Below are 14,206 nucleotides of genomic sequence, written 5' to 3' on the forward strand. Positions count from 1 at the left end.
GTGAAAAGTGGTGGGGATGGCAGTATGTGAACAGCGGGCGGGCTGAGTACGCTTAACGTTACACCACGAACCGCCACACGTGCATCGGCACACGATCGAAAAGCCTGCCGGCAGTGAGCTCCGCCCTGCGGTGGTCCCAGGCACAGGTCATCGCATACTCGTCCGACGGGTCACCGCTGTATTTCAGCATCTCGTAAACCTTCTCCAGCGTGTCGGGCGACTGGTGACGCCGGAACTTCAGCAGCCATTCATCACGGGTCATGAGCTCTCTCCGTTCGATACGCGCCTCAGGGCGCAGACAAACCGGCTGACCGCCGCCGGCTCAAACAGCAGCTGCCCTTCGGACCTGACCGGCACAGGCAGCGTGATACCGCGCAGGCGCTTACGCCGGCTGACGGCCTGCCAGAGCGCCAGCGGCGCTATACCCGCCTCTCTTGCAAACGCATCAAGCGGTATCAGCGGTTCACCGGAGGGCGCGGGATGATCCGCAGGCTCCCGGGCGTGCCAGCGCGCCGCAAACGCCGTGGCCTCCGCGTGATCGAACATCAGCGCCGCACCGCGCACATGCCTGCGCGCAGGCAGCAGCATGCCGTCCAGCTCGCCCGTGGTGCGCACAGCGTGAAGCAGTTCTCCCGGCCTGACGTTCAGCAGGCCGGCAAACACATCCAGCCGGATATACATTTCAGTTTCTCCCGGTTCGTTCAGAGTTGCAGCAGATGGCGCGTGGTCCAGACCACCGTCGTTACGGTCAGGGCCAGGCCGGTGGGCAGCAGGAACAGGAGCACCAGAACGCGCCACACCAGCGATTCCGACATGAACAGGACGCGCTGATCCGACTGAGCGTCCTCACACACCGGCAGGAGCAGCTCGACAGCGTACTCCAGCGGGGTCAGAACCTGCTCTGACGCGCCTGCCACCCGCAGGCTGTGACGCGCTTTGCGCAGCTGACTCAGGGCATCAAGGCAGTGCTGTCCGGCCTTAAGGTCACGCGCGCGGCAGGCCTGCCGCGCGCTGTGCAGCAGGTGTAAAATGATCTCACCCCGCTCGCCCAGCTCGCCCAGCTCGCCCAGCTCCGCATCGTCCAGCAGGGTGATAAGGCGTACCATGATTTCTTCACGCTTTTTATTTCGCATATGCCCTTACCCTCATAACAGACCGCCGCTCAGCACCTGCCGGCACCAGCGCGTCTCCTGCAGATAGTCCTGAAAACTGCCCTTCTCTGACGCCGACACCCGCTTTTCCGTCAGCTGCCACAGGCGGAAGCTGGTGACCAGCGCCTGCACGAACCCGGTCGCCGCCAGCAGCAGCAGCACGAGCATCACGCAGCCCATGCGCAGCCAGCCGGTCCCGCCGATGCTGCTGCCCGCGGCAGTCAGCATCAGCAGAAAACCCGTCACCGGCAGGGCTGTGAGCCACATCAGCCCCCACCAAATCCAGCGGCTGACGCGCAGGTTACGCGCAAGCCGGGCGGGCGAAAGCCCGCTGTCCGCCACCGCCTGCGACCAGTCTGCGGGGCGGTAATCTCCGGCGCCGCGCCCTGCCGTGACCTGGCGCAGGCGCTGCCACAGGCGTGATACGTTGCGCCCGGCGTGGCGGCTCCAGCTGGACACCTCCCACGCCGGCAGGACAACGTTTAGCGCTATCCAGCCCACGCGCTTTGGCGTGATGCGGGATTTTTTTGCGCTACCTTGCGGAGCGGCTGAATCAGATTCTTTCACAGGGGATCTCCTTCTGCGGTCAGGGCGGGCTCAGCGAGCGAAAACGCCACGTGGTGAAGCGCCGCCATCGCCTGCAGCGCGTTAAAGAGAAAGCCGTACACCGACGTCAGCTCCTCGCTTTCCATGCAGCGGATGTCGGGCGTCAGGAAGATGACCTGTCCCGGGCGCTGGCGAAGCGCGCTGAGGCTGAACCCCGGCGCGCCCGTGAAAGCTTCCGCCACGTGCGGATGGTGGAAGATGGCCATGCGGTGGCTGATGGCCTTAACCGACTCACCGGCACCGTCATGCGTCAGCAGCGCCCGCGCCGTCTGCAGTGACGGGTGATACGGATACTCGCGGCTCCAGCGGGCGAGAGTGCTCCACAGGTCACCGGCCCACAGCTGACCGGCCAGCGCCCCGAGCCCGGATGACCGCCCGATGAAGTGACCCGTGTCGTCCGCGAACGCCAGCAAGCACGTCATCAGGCTGCGCGTCAGGTCGCTGTGCGCGTCTGCCGGAAAGAGCGCGGCTGAAATCGCCTCGCTACCGTCCGTGGCGTGCACGTGGCGCAGCGCGCCCAGCACGTCCCAGACGTCGCCCTCCTGCGTCTGTCCGGGCGCCAGGCGCCACGCCTGCCACCGCGTTTTCCAGCGCGGCGCCTGCCAGAAGGCCTCCCACAGCGCGCCGCAGGGGTCCAGCACCAGAACCGGGCCGGCGGCCGCGTCCAGCAGGGAAGAAAGCGCGCCGGCGTCCGGCGCGAAGGTACCGCTTGTCGTCATGGAATGCTCCGTAAGGGATTACTTAGCGCTTACGCCGGCGCTCATCTGCGAGGACAGCGCCTGCAGCTGCGGGGCGTATTCATTTTTTGCCGCCAGCGCCAGCTGCTGGCCGCTGATGATGTTGGCCTGACGCAGCTCGTTTTTGATGCCGAGCGCCAGCCAGTTGGCCAGACTCTGCTGGCGCGCCATTTCACGCGCCAGGTTATCGCCGTCCATGCCCTGCAGGTCGGTAACCCACGCGGTGTTGGCGTAGCGCCGGCCCACCTCGAACGCCTCAAACTCGCGCTCGCTCATGGTTCCGGTCTGCTTTGCCTGCGCCGACGCGGTCTGCTGAAAGTAGCTCTCCGCCGACGATGCCTGCCGGGCCTCGGTGAGCGCCGCCTGCGTGGCGTCCTGCGGCTGGCTCGCCGCCACCATGTCCAGCTGCGGCTGCATCGCCGCGCTCTGCATGGCCTTGTACTGCGTGAGCAGGCCCTGATACTCCTGCCCGGTGGCGGTCTGGATTTCACCCTTGCCCGGCGTGCGCCCCGCGTCGAGCTTCGCCGAGTTGTTCACGTAGGCCATCGCCGCATCGGTCTGCGCCTGGGTGAAGGTGAGCTCGGGGTCTTTACCCGCCGGGCCCGCCCCGTCGTAAAGCGATCGCGCCTCGGTGTCGCCGCCCGGAAGCTGAGAGACCGACGGGCACAGGCCGGTTCCGCCGTAGAGCTTTGCCTCCTCCGCCGTACAGTAGGCCGCGTGAATGAGCGCGCTGCGGTAGCCGCCCTGCCGGGGCGTGGTGGGGAGGCTTGCCAGCGTCTCACGCACGGCGGCACTGGACACGCCGCTGCCGCTGGCAAGCTTTGACGCCGCCGCGCGGGTGGCCTGACTCACCTGCGCGGCCGTGCCGGAGGCCGACTCGCTGCAGATGCTGTCCGGCACCGTGTAGGCCGCCCGGGCCTTCTCAAGCCGGTCCGCCTGACGGTTGAAGTTCTCCGCCTCGCGCTGGGTGCGCGCCGCTTCCGTAATGGCCGTGGTGGTTTTGTCCGAGGACTGCACCACCGCCGTGCCGGTTTCCTTCTCAGCGGACAGGATTTCAGCCAGCGTGGCCTGCATGGTCTGCAGCGCGGGCATCACCTGCGTCTGAATGGGGATGCTGCTTATTTCCTCGGTCGGGTACGCCAGCGCTTTGGGCGCCAGCGCCGCCAGCACGCAGGCGGCAAGCCACAGGCGCCCCGCGGGGCGCCATGTTGTGGATTTATGCATGTCAGAACTCCTGATGTGTCAGAGGTCGTAGCCCTGTTTATCGATAAGCTCGGTGGCAAGGGTGCGGATGACGTTGTCGCCGCGCGCCTCACCCGCGGTGCGCTGACGGTGCTCGATGACCTTCTCGGCCGAGCCGTTCGGGAAGAAATTCCCGAGGATGCGGCGGGTCGTGCCGGCGCCGACGTCTTTTTCAAGCATGCGGCGCAGCGACATATCCACCGGCGTGGTGCTGTGGCCCCACAGCTCCTCCGGGCCCACCGTGTTTTTCATGATGTGGGCAATGGTGCTGCCTCCCCTGATGCGGAAGATGCCGAGGAACGGCACGCCGCTGCCGTCGGCCGCCGGGCCGCTGCCCATGCGCTCAAAGCGGTCAAGCGTGGCGTCCGGCACCTTAAAGCGCTCTTTCAGCAGCGCGCGGTCTTCCGGATCCACGCCGACCATGTAGACGGAGTTGGCTGACTGGCGCAGCGCGTCGGGCATGTCGCGGAAATACTGCGAGGACAGCACGGTGCGCACGCCAAACTTGCGCTGCTCGCGGTCGGCGGTTTCGAGCATCGGGAAGATAAAGGGGACGCCCTTCGCGTTGTGCAGCTCGTCGTACTGCCGGGTTTTAACCTCCTGATCGAGCTGATCCACGCGCGCGCGGTGCATCGGGTGCCAGCGCTTGTGCAGCGACGGAAAGAGCTCGTCCTGATACTGAGGGAGTACGAAGTCGCCGCCCGCGATGTGGCCGGCAAACAGGTACATCATGCCGGTCTGCAGGTAGCCCGCCTTTGACTTGTCGCCGGCGACGTACTGAATGTCGACCGTAATGACGCGCGCCTTCGGGCTTATCATGAAGCGCGTGCGCCCGGCGAACATGCGGTACTGGCCGCAGGCGTCTCGCAGGCAGCGGGCAATATACTCAATCAGCGGCTCGCTGCTGCCGTCGCGCTGAATGTTGCCGTACATGCTTCTGAAATCCTCGCTGAGCAGGCGCGGCGCCATATCGGCGAGCTCCGGCACCGCCTGAAACTGCGCGCGCTGCGCGGCGGCCGGGTGGGCCGCGTCCTGCAGCAGGTCACGCACCTCGTACCATGTTGCGTTGTCGCGGTATTCCGGGTGCGCCTCCCAGATGCCGGCGTCACTCAGCGCCGCGTCCACCTCCGGCACGAGCCCCGGCTCGTAGCGCCGCGGTTCCTCGCGACAGGCCTTAAACGAGTCGCTGAGCAGACGGCGCAGAATGATCGGCGTATCGCGGCCGTTTGGCGGCACGCCGGTGCCGGGGTCAATACACAGGGCCTGCAGCGCGTTTTCCATAAATTCGGATTCGTAGCTGAGCGGCATCGAAAGCCCCAGCTGGATGTCGAACAGGTTGCGGCAGTGCTGCGCGTCGTTACGCAGCACGACGCTGAGCACCTCGTCCTGACGCTCCGGCGACAGCGCATCCCGCAGTATCGAGACCATGCCCTGCGAGCTGAACCCTTTATCAATACCGGCAAAGAAGGGTAGCTGCTGCTGCGCGGACATCGCCAGGATGATCGGCTGCCGGTTGATGAACACCGACTTACCGCCGCCTGACTCGCCGGCCACGATGCTGGTTTTCTTGGTCTGGTTGGAGGGCGCGAGCGCCACCGGCATCAGCTTGCCGTCGGGCGACACAAACAGCGCGTTGCCGTCCTCGCTCCAGGCCGTCGTCGGACGGGTAAGCGGCATCAGGTTCAGCGCCTCAGACAGCGGCGGATACATCAGGCAGGGTCCGCCTGACGCAGACGAGGCCGTGAGCGTAGCCACCCACGCCTTAACCGGGTCGCCGAAGGTCTGCGTGACGCCGCATATCCCCCACGAGGTCAGCGCCTGCTGTAGCAGCGTCAGGTTGCGCGTCACCGTTTCCGGCGAATCGCCCCAGGTTGCGGCCGTGATGGTCATCATACACACCGGCTCGTGCATCTCGCGTTCGGCCAGCATCGAAATGGAATCGAAAATCGGTTTCAGGCCCGGCACCCAGGAGGCCATGCTCAGCACGACGTGCTTGCCGCCGAGGCGACGCATGCCGCCGGGCATCAGGTCCTTGCGGATGCGGAACGGCACGCTGCGCGGAATAAGTTCGCGCAGGCGGGCAAAGCTCTGCGGACTCTGCGGCCCGAGGTTCACGGCGAGCGTGCCGTGCCAGACGCCCTTAATTTTGATCAGGTTGTTGCGTATCTCATCAACGCCCGCGCCCATGACCTGAAAGTTCAGCCAGGGGGCCAGCAGCGCGGTGGCGTCCTCCCCCTGACGCACCCCCCGGGGAATGATGCGATCGTCCGGCAGCAGCGGCTGCCAGTCAGCGCCCGTGCCCGGGTCCACCTGCGCGCGCAGCACGCGGCCGGCTTCGTGCGCATCGATGCGGCGCATCAGTACGCCCTTCCCGCTGTCGCCGAGCGACCGCTCAACCTGCGAGAGGAAGGCGTCGTGGCGGATTTTAAGACCCGCCAGCTCGGCGAGAAGCGGATTCTGCCCAAACGCGGCCGCCGGGCTGCCCTTCACCAGCTCCTTCAGGCGGGCGTTTTCATCACGCAGCTCGTGCCCGGCCAGCACGCCGCGGCCGCTGTAGCAGACAAGCCAGGTGCGCTCGGCGTTGACCCAGGGCGTGAGCTTCTTCACCTGCTCATCGAGCATGTATTTCAGATCCAGTCCGGTGCGCTTCAGTGACTGATACAGCGGCGCCAGCAGCCGACTGATAACAGCCCCGCCGCCGTCCGGATCGCACTCGTGCACGGTGCTGATTTTATGACCCGCATGACGATAGTGGGAGTTTAAGGACTCGGTCATGCGGTCAAGCCGCCCCTGCCACGCGTCGTCATGCCCGGCGGCCAGCTTTTCGTCTGCCTCACTGTAGCTGCCGGCCACTTCATAAACCGTCAGATAGTCACCGCGATGAGTGACCATGATGTATGGCGCGCTCAGCTCCGGGTGACGAATGCGATCGTCGTCGGTGAGGCGCACCACGGTCTGCAGGTCGCAGTAGTCGGGCAGGTCGCGCGACACGGCAAAGCGCGTCGCGGCGGTGATCACTTCTTCAGTCCAGCGGATGAGGCGGTTTGGCATACAGGTCGCTCCGGGTATAGGTCGCCCACGCCGGGGTATGCACCGCGTTATCGGCGGTGCGGCCCAGCGGCAGCAGCAGGGTCAGGTCGGTAAAAACGTCAGCGGGAAGAATGAGCACGCAGCCCTCGAGCCGCTGCTGCATCTGCGCCCGCTTCACCGGCGGAAGTCGCGCAAAGGCCGCGGCAAATTCGGGCGCGCGGGAGGTGCCCCACATGCCCTCCACCTCGCGCGCGTGGCGGGCCAGCCAGTTCCAGACGCGTCTGCACTTCTTGCGCACGGCTTTACTCTCGCTGTGCTTCCCGATAAGCGCACGGCGCTGCAGATTGATGATATCGGCGGCGGGTGCGTCAGGCAGCCAGACCAGATGTCCGTGCGCGGCCGTGGGGCTGTCGAGGTTGAAGGTCAGCCAGCAAAGCGTGCAGACCGGCTTCGCGTCAGGCCCCTGCCACAGGCGCTGCGCGCGCGTACCGCAGCAGTAGCACGGTGGCCCGGCCTCAAGGGAAACGGGCCTCGGGGCAGCGTCTTCGCCGCTGACGTCCGGCAGGAGCGGCAGCAGACCGCCCGCCGGACAGGGTGAGGGATAAACAGACACAGGAAGTCCTTACAGGCAGGGCCTGATGCAGATGATGATGCCGGAGTGATGTAAAAATCAGAGAGGTTTGTAGCGGTGGTGCAGCATAAGTCTGCTAGCGGTTGAATGAAAACGTCCTGTTATATTGTTATGCGTCATGAACGCCTTGAGGCATAGCGCCCGACTCATTGAATGACGCCCGGCAGTCGCTCCAGATAGCCATCCGGCAGTGAAGTAGCTCATGATGATTACAATCAAGGAGAAAATGAATGAATAAAAAATCAGCCGCAACCTTGTTTCATGCCACGACACAAAATCGGGGACAGGCGATTCTGGCGTCAGGAATGATATCCCGGCAGGCACCTCCAGCCGTTGAATGGAGTCTGCAGACATCGCAAGGATGGGTATATCTTTCTGATCATATTGACCATGCCGTACACTGGGGTAACAAAGTTTCAATCCTCAATAGCGAGAACGAACTGTTTTACATTTTTAAAATTAATCTCCCTTTTTCTCAATGCCACCCTGATATTGACAACCTGATTTATGAAGCATGGATGTCACCCGATGAAGCCGCTGGGGTTAATCTGGCATCGTGCCTGATGAAATGCCATTCATGTCGGACTGCGAATGATTTGATCATATCTGAGCAAGTGATTGCGTACTGCACACTCCCGGTTAACCATCACAGTAATGAGGCTCACCCACTATCGGATGTCGTTCGCAACCTCATCTGTCATATCTCACCGCATGAGCATATTTTGTATGAAAAACACCGAAGAATGATGAACTGGACGGCACTATGACCGCCCGGGAAGTAACGACAGCCTTATACGTCTGCCGTCACTGTTTTTATCTTCAAAGTTTGTAGGGACAGCCAGTACCCAGGCGTTAACCACAAAGATGTGCAGATGTTTTTTCCGTGTGCAACCGGAAAATTCAATTCTGGGATGCCACTCTCCGCCGCGACCGTGTGCCGCCATTTTCGCACTCTGTGACACCATGGAAAGCAGGTGCAGGAGCCCGCCTGTCAGCGTCCCGTCATCCCCCCTCAGAAAGCGCCTGAGCTGCACCCCGGACTGTGATTCAGTGAGAAGCGGTGTGCCGGAAAGATGCCTGATGACAACTGAAATCATCTCTTCGGGCGACAATATATTCATTTTCATGTATCGAGCCTCAGCATAGGGGCGTTAACGCCCTTCTCCAGAAAATGGAAGCTGATGAATTGCTGACGACGGATAAACCCGTCATTAAATCCTGGAAGATGGTCGTTTTTCAGGCCTTTTACGGCAACCGACATCCCGGACAAATACCTGTCAATGAGTATGAACAGCGACGCGGTTGAATATTCGCTCTCAGTTGAATGGCATTTGAATAACCCACAGTGCATGAGTAGCCAGCCGCCGGTGTATTCTGGCCAGCGCTCAATAAAGTGGTGAATGAGGACTTCTTCCTCAGAAACGGCGGGCACCTTCGTGAGCGCCCGGACAACAACCGCCTGAAATTCTTCAGGGGTGGCATGGATATATTCGCCGTGGTAGTGCATGAGTCATTATCTCTGTAAGGCAATCATTTGCGGCGACAGAAAACCGCATAACCCTCCCGGCCTTCATCTGACGCCGATACCGGCCGTACGGAATCAGCTTTTCCGTAAGAAGCTCAGGAAGGGTTCAGAAGGAACCGGGAATTGTGCCGCCCCATGCTGGGGCGGCCGGTGAGTTAACTGACGCTGACCGGCGTCATGCCCATCTGGTTCATGCCGCGCTTGATGATTTCCGGGATACCCATAGCCAGCAGCCCGCCAACAATGGCCAGTACAATCATCCAGGGTCTGATCTGCGGGTTTTTATTCATGGCCTTGATTGACAGAAGCCCACCGGCAACCGAAAAGAACCCGATAACCTGGATAATGACGATCCCGCTGCTCTGTACAGACTTGGCGCCCTCGGATAAATTTTTCCCCATATCCGCTAAATCACCGTCGGCCATGGCCATCGGTGAAATAAAGGCAAGCCAGGCGCTGAGAGCGCGTAAAGTCATGCGGCGCAGGGTTTCAGACAGCATCAGGGCGCGCGCGTACACCGCGCAGTAAAGGCGAGTGATCATGGTGTTTTCCTTAATAAATAAGAGTGGCCGGATGGCCGGTTAAATCGTCCATGAGGACGGAAGTCTTTGAACCTGCCTCAGTGCATACCGAGGGTTTTCTGTAAGGCGTCGAGCAGGTAGGGGCTACAGATGAGCAGCACCCCAAGGATAAATCTCACGGTACCTTTGTTGACGTCGTCGCCCGCCGTCAGGCCCGAGTGGCCATCTTTACGGGAACGGCGCCACAGCATCACGCCCGCCAGGGCGAACCAGACGCCGACCATGCGAAGCAGGCTCAGCAGGGCGTTGGCCGCGACCGCGCCCTGCCCGAACGTCCCCTGGTCCACATAGCTGATGGCGTCAAACGAAACCTGCCATCCCACCTGCCGCGCCCCCGCGCCGATAAGCTGGTCCAGTCCTGCAAGGCAGCCCGACAGCAGCAGCCAGGCCACCACGGCCCCTCCGCTCGCTGACTGACCGGGCGCCTTGCGGGCAAGCCAGGACTGGCGGACCAGAAAGCTGCCGGCACCGAGCACGCCGAATAGCGCCCCCAGCGTCAGGGCAAGGGTGATGAACGTACTCTGCAGCCCGGAGGCCAGGTTAGACAGCATGGTGATGCCGTCAAGCGATCCTCCCATGACGCCTCCCTAGCGCAGCAAGCCGGCGCTGGTTGTGACGCTGCGCTCCGGTGCGTTAATGTCGCGCACGGTGACGCCGCCAAGGGTGTCGCCCGCCTGCACCGCCCACGTCCTGCCCTGCCAGCTGACCCACGCCATCCCCTCCTGCAGGCTTTCCAGCCGCATGCCGGAAAGCGCCGATCGCGTTGCGCGTTTGCCGGCGGCGTGTCCGCCCGCCCCGGGGTCAGGCCGCGCGGCCAGCACGGTCAGCTGATTGCCCAGCCGGGCGTTTTCCTGCGCGATGCCGGTAAGCTGCTGCTGCAGGGTGGCCAGCGCCTTACTCTGGGCGCGTACCGTCTCCGACAGGCGGGTGATCGCCTCGCGGTTGGCCGCCTCAAACTCGCGCCCCTCGCGGATGAGCTTCACCATGTCGTCCGGCACGCTGCCGGCCGGTTCAGGCACGCTGAGCGCAGCGGCAGGGACGCTGAGTCCGCCCGTCTGCAGCGGTGCGGGGTCAGACGCGACAGAAGCGGGCTGCACCGCCTCAAGGCCGGCGTCCTGCCCGAACGCGCGCTGGCTGGCATCCTGCGGGGAGCCTGCGGGCCAGAACAGATACCAGCCGAGGAAGCCCATCACCAGCCCTATACCCGCCAGCCAGGGCAGGGAGTAGCCCAGCAGCAGCGGGCGCGTCAGGAAGCTCTGTTTTGGCGGGGAGGGTGGCGCCTGCGGGGTCACCGGCACACTTTCGGGCGGCTGTGGATCGAATTCATTCACGGGCGTTTCCTCTCTGTTCGGCGGCGCGGATGCGCGCCTGAGTTTCTTCGCGCAGGTCCGCGGCGCTCGGGGTCGGGTTGCTGCTCAGTGCCGCCGGCGACGCGTTGCCTCCGGTCGCCTGCGATACGCCCTGCGGCGACTCGGCGTCGGTGCTGTAGACGCCGCGCATAAACTGGATGGCCACCACCTCGCCGTTTTTTACCGTTACGGTGCGATCCGGCAGGCGGGCCGCGTCGCTGTTCAGCACCTGCGCCGCCTGCTCCGCCGTGCCGCCGGCAATCACCCCGGCCACCGCTGTGCCGTCAGGCGTGGACGGGCGCGTGGTGACGGTGTTGAAGCCGTTGCTCAGCAGCTGCGTGTTGGCCTGCGCGTAAAGCTGGCCCGCGCTGCCGATGCCCTTGAAGATGGACGGCAGCACGATGCGGCGGAAGTAGTGATGGTCGACGTCGGTGGCAATGTTGGCCACGAGCGTATCGTCCTGCAGCGCGTAGGCGTCCACCCTGTAGTTCTGCCCGTTCAGCGCCATCGTGGTGAAGTGAATGATGACCCCGTCGCCCGACAGCTTCGCCCCCTCAGGGGCCTTCAGTACGGCGCCCGCGTACTGACCCGTGGTGATGCGGCCCAGCACCGGCGTGGTGCCGTTATCCGAGTCCACGCCGGTGTAAATTTCACCCGGCCCGCGCCAGTAAGGCGCCACCACGACGGCGGCCGGCGGGGTATTCGCTGCGACCTGACGACTGCGCGCGGCGGCCTGCTGCACGTAGCTGCCCGGCTGCGAGTCGCGCCATGCGGCCCAGCCGCCGTCCTTTCCCCCCAGCAGCTGCGCGGCGGGTAGGTCTGTCTGTGGATCCGCCTGCATTTTTGCGAGCAGCACGGCCAGCGACTTCTGCCGCGCCTCGCTGAGCGCTTTCTCCTGTTCCTGCGTGCGCCCGTTACCCTGCGGGCGGGGCAGTTCACGCGGCGCCACGGCCGGCGCGACCTTTGGCGTCTCTTTCACAGTAACCACGTCCTGCTGCAGCGGGATGCTGGCGATAAAGCTGCCGTTCGAGGCGGCCGCGCTCTGCGCGCCCCGGGCGTTGTTTTCGCGCAGCAGCTCGCGGTAGGCCGCCTGCTCCTGTGCGCTCACCTGCGTGGTGCCGCCCACCCGCGTCAGGTTCACGCGGGAGGGCTCGGGCGGCGGTGCGGCAAAGTAGCTGAACAGCGCGTAGCCGCCGCCCGCCACCACCACGATGCCACCAAGGATCAGGCCCATCATCAGGCGGATGTTGCTGCCGCCGGTGTTCTGTTGATCGCTCATGATTACTCCAGGGCAATGCTGAGGGCTTCGGTGCGCCCGTCAACCGAGAAGGCCACGCGCGGCGTCACCGGCAGCTTCCACAGGTGGGTGCCGTCGGCCGACGAAAGCGTGGTGTCGAACTCGTCGCGGATGTCCGCGCGCGAGCGGATGTAGAGGTCGTCGCCCTGCTGCCACACCGCCGTGTCCGGCACGCTGCCGGTGGTCTTCAGGCGCTTCGCGCCCGACGGCGGCACGCCGTCCAGAAACGCCTGCAGCACGTCGTCATGCAGCCCGATGCGCGAAGGCCCCGGCGCGTCAGGTGCCGCGCCCGGCCCGCGGCGGGGAATGCGCAGGTCAAGGCGCGCGTCCACCGTCCAGGTCTTTTTCGCCGTGTCGGCCTCGCCGCTCATCACGCTTATCTGCAGCGGCACCGGCAGGCCCTCAAGCCCCACGGTCACCAGCGTGTTCACGAAGTCGCGCTTTGCGGTGATGACCATAAAGGACATGCCCGGGATCCACTTCACGTCGATGTCCGGGGAGCCGCTTACCGGGTCACCGAGGATTTTCCAGGGCGCGCCGGTGCTGTCGATGAAGCTCACCGTCGCCGGCCAGTTCACCGCGGTGCGCACCAGCGGCAGGCTCGCGCCCGGCTGCAGGCTCACCGTCTGCGCGGAGATGCGCGGTACCGCCGTAATACCCGGCGTGGCCAGCGCCCGGTTCTGTTCGGTCTGCTGCGTACGCAGCTGCCGGATTTCATCGGGCGTCAGCGGGGCAATCGTCGCCTGCGCCTGGTCATACGTGACCGAGGTGGGCGGCGGCAGCGCCTGCCCGGGGAGCGGGCCTGCCGCTGCCGGTGCGGCGGGCGTGCCCGTACCGCCACCGCTCTGGCCTGTTGCGGCAGCACCGCCGGCGGACGCGGTCGTGCGCCAGCCGCCGTCGGTGCCGGCCGCCGGGGCGGCCCCCGTTGACGTGGCGGCGCTCGCGCTGCCGCACAGCGCCAGCCACAGGGCCAGCGTGCGAAAGTTGCTCATAGCTTTATCCTGCGTTGTTGGTGATGGTCTGCGTGACCTCAAGGCCGCGCGGCTTGAGGCGCGGATCGGCCTGCTGGATGCGCAGCGTGAAGATGTAGCGCAGCGGCGGCGTACTGGTGTTCTGGCCCTGCAGGCGCAGCGTCACGGGATACTGGAACTCCCACGTATAGCGCCCGCCCACCACGCCGCGACGGGTGATGACGCCCGGCTCGACGGTGTTGGTCAGGTTCATACGCTTATCCTTCACCAGCGACAGGGTGTTGGAGTCGGTGCTCAGCGCCCTGTTGTAGCCGGTGAAACCCTCTTCCGAGAAGTCAGCGGCCGCGGCGGTCATCTGGTCGCGGTAGTGCACGAAGTCGAGCGTAAATGCCTTGCTGATGGTGTCCGCACCAAACTGCCGAACGTCGCTCTCGCTCCATACCGGCCTGTCCGTCGGGTAAAGCGGGGTGATGCGCCCCGCTTCGGTAGCAAAGTACTCGCGCGGGAGAAACAGGATGTAGACGGCAAGGACGCCGATGACGATGGCCTGCATAACGTTGACGCTGAGGCTCCAGCCCAGCCTCTTCAGGCAGGTGCGCGCAAACTCAGCGCCGAGCGTGCGCTCGTGCTGCGCGTGCAGGGCGTGTTCATAGGCTTCCGGGTCGGTCAGGACCACGGCCGCCTCCTGAGGCGGCGCGGCGTGTTGGGGGTTCTGCATGCGGTGCTCCTTACATTCCGTAGGACTGCCACGGATCGATGCTGGTCGGCAGGTTGCTGTTGATTTTGTCCGTCAGCGCACCGCAGACCTTCTCTGACGCCTGGTTCATGATGTCCTGCAGGCTCGGCAGGTTCGGCAGGCTGATGGAAATGTTGCGGATGCCGGAGAGGCAGTTCTGCAGCTGATCGGACGTCTGGCTTTCGCGGGCCGCCCACGCGTCGTTAGCCTTTTTGGCGGCGTTGTAGCCCGCCTCGCTGCCGGTCTGCGCGGCGCTGCCGGCGCGACAGGTTGCGGCGCCGGCGGCAAAAGCGGTGCAGCAGAAAAAGACCGCCACAAGGGCGGTCAGGTGTTGTTTCATGTCAGTTCTC

The 14,206-nt window shown here is 64.4% G+C and carries 18 protein-coding genes; 1 reads left to right on the forward strand and 17 read right to left on the reverse strand.

The window, feature by feature from the left end; all coding sequences use genetic code 11:
• Positions 1-58 precede the first annotated feature (58 nt).
• Genes ACRQ84_RS22840 through ACRQ84_RS22875 form a run of 8 tightly spaced genes read right to left on the reverse strand, consistent with a single transcriptional unit; the run spans position 59 to position 7,379 of the window.
• Complete coding sequence (locus ACRQ84_RS22840) at positions 59-262, reverse strand: Hha/YmoA family nucleoid-associated regulatory protein (protein ID WP_483818613.1); 204 nt, start codon at positions 260-262, stop codon at positions 59-61.
• A complete protein-coding gene (locus ACRQ84_RS22845) occupies positions 259-681 on the reverse strand; it encodes a hypothetical protein (protein WP_483818614.1) in 423 nt (140 codons plus the stop codon). Before ACRQ84_RS22845 ends, ACRQ84_RS22840 begins: the two co-directional genes overlap by 4 nt.
• 20 nt (positions 682-701) lie before the next feature.
• Entirely contained in the window at positions 702-1,133 is a 432-nt protein-coding gene (locus ACRQ84_RS22850) for a hypothetical protein (protein WP_483818615.1), read from the reverse strand.
• 12 nt (positions 1,134-1,145) lie between these two features.
• A complete protein-coding gene (gene traX, locus ACRQ84_RS22855) occupies positions 1,146-1,718 on the reverse strand; it encodes a conjugal transfer protein TraX (RefSeq protein ID WP_483818616.1) in 573 nt (190 codons plus the stop codon).
• Positions 1,715-2,476, reverse strand: coding sequence for a prepilin peptidase-dependent protein (locus tag ACRQ84_RS22860; RefSeq protein ID WP_483818617.1), 762 nt, complete (start codon positions 2,474-2,476; stop codon positions 1,715-1,717). The genes traX and ACRQ84_RS22860 overlap by 4 nt, the downstream gene beginning before the upstream one ends.
• A gap of 18 nt (positions 2,477-2,494) precedes the next feature.
• A complete protein-coding gene (gene traW, locus ACRQ84_RS22865) occupies positions 2,495-3,718 on the reverse strand; it encodes a conjugal transfer protein TraW (protein ID WP_483818618.1) in 1,224 nt (407 codons plus the stop codon).
• 18 nt (positions 3,719-3,736) lie between these two features.
• The gene (locus tag ACRQ84_RS22870) at positions 3,737-6,787 is read right to left on the reverse strand and encodes an ATP-binding protein (RefSeq protein ID WP_483818619.1); all 3,051 of its coding nucleotides are present in this window, start codon (positions 6,785-6,787) and stop codon (positions 3,737-3,739) included.
• Positions 6,759-7,379 (reverse strand): conjugal transfer protein, encoded by a 621-nt coding sequence (locus ACRQ84_RS22875; protein WP_483818620.1) that lies wholly within the window; start codon positions 7,377-7,379, stop codon positions 6,759-6,761. Before ACRQ84_RS22875 ends, ACRQ84_RS22870 begins: the two co-directional genes overlap by 29 nt.
• Before the next feature lie 248 nt (positions 7,380-7,627).
• Between ACRQ84_RS22875 and ACRQ84_RS22880 the strand changes: the two genes are divergently transcribed.
• A complete protein-coding gene (locus ACRQ84_RS22880) occupies positions 7,628-8,164 on the forward strand; it encodes a hypothetical protein (RefSeq protein ID WP_483818621.1) in 537 nt (178 codons plus the stop codon).
• On the opposite strand, the gene ACRQ84_RS22885 is transcribed toward ACRQ84_RS22880, so the two are convergent.
• The 9 genes from ACRQ84_RS22885 to ACRQ84_RS22925 all read right to left on the reverse strand — a co-directional run bounded on the left by ACRQ84_RS22885 (position 8,159) and on the right by ACRQ84_RS22925 (position 14,196).
• A complete protein-coding gene (locus tag ACRQ84_RS22885) occupies positions 8,159-8,524 on the reverse strand; it encodes a hypothetical protein (protein WP_483818622.1) in 366 nt (121 codons plus the stop codon). The genes ACRQ84_RS22880 and ACRQ84_RS22885 overlap by 6 nt on opposite strands.
• The gene (locus ACRQ84_RS22890; protein WP_483818623.1) at positions 8,521-8,904 is read right to left on the reverse strand and encodes a hypothetical protein; all 384 of its coding nucleotides are present in this window, start codon (positions 8,902-8,904) and stop codon (positions 8,521-8,523) included. Before ACRQ84_RS22890 ends, ACRQ84_RS22885 begins: the two co-directional genes overlap by 4 nt.
• A 173-nt stretch (positions 8,905-9,077) precedes the next feature.
• Positions 9,078-9,464, reverse strand: coding sequence for a DUF6750 family protein (locus ACRQ84_RS22895; RefSeq protein WP_483818624.1), 387 nt, complete (start codon positions 9,462-9,464; stop codon positions 9,078-9,080).
• Positions 9,465-9,541: 77 nt separating this feature from the next.
• The gene (traQ, locus tag ACRQ84_RS22900) at positions 9,542-10,081 is read right to left on the reverse strand and encodes a conjugal transfer protein TraQ (protein WP_483818625.1); all 540 of its coding nucleotides are present in this window, start codon (positions 10,079-10,081) and stop codon (positions 9,542-9,544) included.
• A 9-nt stretch (positions 10,082-10,090) separates the two neighbouring features.
• Positions 10,091-10,834 carry a conjugal transfer protein TraP gene (gene traP / locus ACRQ84_RS22905; RefSeq protein ID WP_483818626.1) on the reverse strand — a complete coding sequence of 248 codons (744 nt, stop codon included), beginning with the start codon at positions 10,832-10,834 and terminating at the stop codon, positions 10,091-10,093.
• Entirely contained in the window at positions 10,827-12,131 is a 1,305-nt protein-coding gene (gene traO / locus ACRQ84_RS22910) for a conjugal transfer protein TraO (RefSeq protein WP_483818627.1), read from the reverse strand. The genes traP and traO overlap by 8 nt, the downstream gene beginning before the upstream one ends.
• 2 nt (positions 12,132-12,133) lie before the next feature.
• A complete protein-coding gene (locus ACRQ84_RS22915) occupies positions 12,134-13,141 on the reverse strand; it encodes a DotH/IcmK family type IV secretion protein (RefSeq protein ID WP_483818628.1) in 1,008 nt (335 codons plus the stop codon).
• A 4-nt stretch (positions 13,142-13,145) separates the two neighbouring features.
• Positions 13,146-13,838, reverse strand: a complete 693-nt coding sequence (locus ACRQ84_RS22920) for a DotI/IcmL/TraM family protein (RefSeq protein ID WP_483818629.1) — start codon at positions 13,836-13,838, stop codon at positions 13,146-13,148.
• A gap of 10 nt (positions 13,839-13,848) precedes the next feature.
• The gene (locus ACRQ84_RS22925; protein ID WP_280173388.1) at positions 13,849-14,196 is read right to left on the reverse strand and encodes a conjugal transfer protein; all 348 of its coding nucleotides are present in this window, start codon (positions 14,194-14,196) and stop codon (positions 13,849-13,851) included.
• Positions 14,197-14,206: the final 10 nt, after the last annotated feature.

This window comes from Pantoea sp. E2023-21, from assembly GCF_051302795.1.
Lineage (GTDB): Bacteria > Pseudomonadota > Gammaproteobacteria > Enterobacterales > Enterobacteriaceae > Pantoea > Pantoea ludwigii_A.

Coding starts and splice junctions, on each gene's coding strand:
- ACRQ84_RS22840 (WP_483818613.1), bottom strand. CDS start 262: ATGACCCGTGATGAATGGCTGCTGAAGTTCCGGCGTCACCAGTCGCCC.
- ACRQ84_RS22845 (WP_483818614.1), bottom strand. CDS start 681: ATGTATATCCGGCTGGATGTGTTTGCCGGCCTGCTGAACGTCAGGCCG.
- ACRQ84_RS22850 (WP_483818615.1), bottom strand. CDS start 1,133: ATGCGAAATAAAAAGCGTGAAGAAATCATGGTACGCCTTATCACCCTG.
- ACRQ84_RS22860 (WP_483818617.1), bottom strand. CDS start 2,476: ATGACGACAAGCGGTACCTTCGCGCCGGACGCCGGCGCGCTTTCTTCC.
- traW (WP_483818618.1), bottom strand. CDS start 3,718: ATGCATAAATCCACAACATGGCGCCCCGCGGGGCGCCTGTGGCTTGCC.
- ACRQ84_RS22870 (WP_483818619.1), bottom strand. CDS start 6,787: ATGCCAAACCGCCTCATCCGCTGGACTGAAGAAGTGATCACCGCCGCG.
- ACRQ84_RS22880 (WP_483818621.1), top strand. CDS start 7,628: ATGAATAAAAAATCAGCCGCAACCTTGTTTCATGCCACGACACAAAAT.
- ACRQ84_RS22885 (WP_483818622.1), bottom strand. CDS start 8,524: ATGAAAATGAATATATTGTCGCCCGAAGAGATGATTTCAGTTGTCATC.
- ACRQ84_RS22890 (WP_483818623.1), bottom strand. CDS start 8,904: ATGCACTACCACGGCGAATATATCCATGCCACCCCTGAAGAATTTCAG.
- ACRQ84_RS22895 (WP_483818624.1), bottom strand. CDS start 9,464: ATGATCACTCGCCTTTACTGCGCGGTGTACGCGCGCGCCCTGATGCTG.
- traQ (WP_483818625.1), bottom strand. CDS start 10,081: ATGGGAGGATCGCTTGACGGCATCACCATGCTGTCTAACCTGGCCTCC.
- traO (WP_483818627.1), bottom strand. CDS start 12,131: ATGAGCGATCAACAGAACACCGGCGGCAGCAACATCCGCCTGATGATG.
- ACRQ84_RS22915 (WP_483818628.1), bottom strand. CDS start 13,141: ATGAGCAACTTTCGCACGCTGGCCCTGTGGCTGGCGCTGTGCGGCAGC.
- ACRQ84_RS22920 (WP_483818629.1), bottom strand. CDS start 13,838: ATGCAGAACCCCCAACACGCCGCGCCGCCTCAGGAGGCGGCCGTGGTC.
- ACRQ84_RS22925 (WP_280173388.1), bottom strand. CDS start 14,196: ATGAAACAACACCTGACCGCCCTTGTGGCGGTCTTTTTCTGCTGCACC.